The sequence below is a fragment of the Saccharothrix sp. ST-888 genome, from assembly GCF_000955975.1.
Lineage (GTDB): Bacteria > Actinomycetota > Actinomycetes > Streptomycetales > Streptomycetaceae > Kitasatospora.
The window spans coordinates 1-2464 of sequence record NZ_JYJF01000233.1; the positions used below are offsets into that span (position 1 = coordinate 1).

Annotated in this window: 4 protein-coding genes; all 4 read left to right on the forward strand. The window is 70.1% G+C overall.

Translation table 11 applies throughout. The features are described 5' to 3' along the window. Positions 1–725 (forward strand): ATP-binding cassette domain-containing protein (locus UK12_RS32230; protein ID WP_045306761.1); only part of this gene is annotated, 725 nt, incomplete at its 5' end. Continuing rightward, positions 722–1510, forward strand: a complete 789-nt coding sequence (locus UK12_RS32235) for an ABC transporter permease (RefSeq protein WP_045306762.1) — start codon at positions 722–724, stop codon at positions 1508–1510. The genes UK12_RS32230 and UK12_RS32235, both read left to right, overlap by 4 nt. Further along, entirely contained in the window at positions 1497–2282 is a 786-nt protein-coding gene (locus UK12_RS32240) for an ABC transporter permease (RefSeq protein ID WP_156179080.1), read from the forward strand. The genes UK12_RS32235 and UK12_RS32240 overlap by 14 nt, the downstream gene beginning before the upstream one ends. 10 nt (positions 2283–2292) lie before the next feature. Then, positions 2293–2464, forward strand: a 172-nt coding sequence (locus UK12_RS32245; RefSeq protein WP_045306764.1) for a phosphoadenosine phosphosulfate reductase domain-containing protein, incomplete at its 3' end; no start/stop codon positions are given.

Genomic DNA, 2464 nt, shown 5'->3' on the forward strand with positions numbered 1-2464 from the left:
TGGTCCTGGGCGGGGAACGCGGACTCTACGGCCGACTCACCGCCCTGGACAACCTGCACTTCTTCGCCATGCTCTCCGGCCTGACCCGGGCCGCGGTCAAGCGGTCCGCGCTGCCGGCCCTGGAGGCTGTGGGCCTCGGCGAGGCGGCCGGGGTACGCGTGGAGACGTTCTCCCGCGGAATGCGGCAACGACTGCACCTGGCGATCGGCCTGATCGGCAGCCCCAAACTCCTCCTGCTGGACGAACCGACGGCAGGTCTGGACCCGCCGGAGGCGGAGCGACTGCGCCAGTCTGTCGCGAAGCTCCGCTCCGAGGGCGTCTCCATCCTGCTGACCAGCCACCAACTGCTGGACATCGAGCGGCTGGCCAACCGGGTCGTCCTGCTGCAGGCCGGCCGGATCACCCACGACCTGACGCTGCCGGAGTTCCTGCGCCAGGCCAGTTCCGTGGCGACGCTGGCCATCAGCGGCACCGGCACGGTCCCGAGCGCGATGACCGAGCACCCTGCGGTACGCCAGGGCCAGATCCGGCCAGCCGCCACGGAGAACACCTGGACCCTGGAGCTGCCCGTGGAGCGCTGGACTCCGGAGCTGCTGCACTCGGTGGAGCAACTCGTGGGCCTGGCCGGGACCGCCGACGTGCAGGTCCGCCCGGTCGGACTCGAGGACGTCTTCCAACTGCTGACCGAGCCCGCCGGCTCCGAGCCCCGGACGGACTCGCGATGAGCATCGCGGCTCGAGCCCTGCGCTATCTGGAGGTCGTGCTGGCCGCCGCTCGGCTCCAGATCACCGGCATGAGGGGAAGCCCCTTCCCCATCCTGCTCGGAGTGGTGCAGCCGGCGGCCTATCTCGTCATCACCATGCACGGCCGGGCCCTGACGCCCGAGGCCGCCACCACCGACATGCTCGGCACCGCGATGATGACGCTGTGGGGCAGCACGATCTGGTCGGCCGGCGGCATCCTGCGGCGCGAACGCGCGCAGGGCACCATGCCGCAGCTGATCCGCAGCTGGTGCGACGCACGCGTGGTGCTGTTCGGCAAGTGCCTCGGCGCGGTGGCCGTCTCCGCAACGGCCATCAGCGTCACCACCACGGTGATGATGCTGGCCCTGGGGGCGCCGGTGCACATCGACCGCCCGCTGCTCTTCGTCGCCCTCGCGGCGCTGGCGGCACTGAGCACCGTCGGGCTGGCCATGCTGCTCGGCTCTCTGTTCATCCTGACCCGGGCCGCGGTGCGCATCTCGGAGGCGCTCATGTACCCGGTGGTGCTGGCCGGTGGTCTGCTCATCCCCCTGACGCTGATGCCGAGTTGGCTGCGCTGGCCGTCCTGGTTCATCAGCTTGCACTGGGCGCAGGTACTCACCAGCGAGTGTGCGCTGGGCCGTTCGGTCCAACCGGGGCAGGTGGCGGCACTGGCAGCGCTCGGCGTGCTCTACGCCGCGGCCGGAGTCGCGGTCTTCGGACGCGCGGTCGATCTGGGACGGAGGCGGGGCACCCTTGAGTTCTTCTGACATGGTGTGGCGGGCCCGTCTGGTCTGCCGACTGTCCCTGCGCGACTTCCTGGTCGTCTACCCGGTCCGGGTCTTCCTCTCCAGCATGCTTCCGCAGGCCCTGATGCAGGTCCTGTTCCTCGTCCTGCTCGGGAGGATGCTGCACCTGGGCGACGACACCTTCCTGATGACCGGCGCCCTGGCGCAGGTCATGGTCGGCGAGACGGTCATCGCGGTCGCGGACGTCCTGGTCGACGACAAGGACTCCGGCACGATGCCGAGCCTGCGCCGGGGTGTCATACCCGTCGGCATGGTGGCGGCGCTACGGGCCTGGGTGCACGGCGCACACGGTCTCGTCCTGCTGGTGTGCTGTCTGCTGGTGGACTCGCTCCTGCTCGGCTCCCCCGGTCTGATCCTGCGCGTGCTGCCGCTCCTCCCGCTCTACGTCCTGATGGCACTGTCCAGTCTGGGCCTGGGTCTGGCCGGCGCGGCGGTCGCCACCGGACGGCGCTCCGACGTCCTGGTCGGCAACCTCCTGAACACCGTGATCATGCTGGGTTCGGGCGTCCTGGTGTCGCTGGGCCACCCCGGTGGCTGGCTCGGCGCCCTGACCGAGCTCCTCCCGATCACCCACGGCCTCGCCGCGGTACGGGAGTTCATCGCGGGGCGGAGCGACTTCGGCGACGTCGGCTGGGAGTTCGTGGTGGCCCTCGGCTGGTTCGGCGTCATGACGGCTGTCCTGCGGATCCAGAGTGTCCGGGCTCGCCGCACCGGTTTCGACGAGTTCGCCTGAGGGGCACGGTATGACGACAGCGACCGGCGGTTGCACTTTCACGCTCTCGCAGCTGGAGACGCTGGAGGCGGAGTCGGTGCACATCTTCCGCGAGGTGGCGGGGGAGTTCGAGCGTCCGGTGATCCTGTTCTCGGGCGGCAAGGACTCCATCGTCATGCTGCACCTGGCACTGAAGGCGTTCG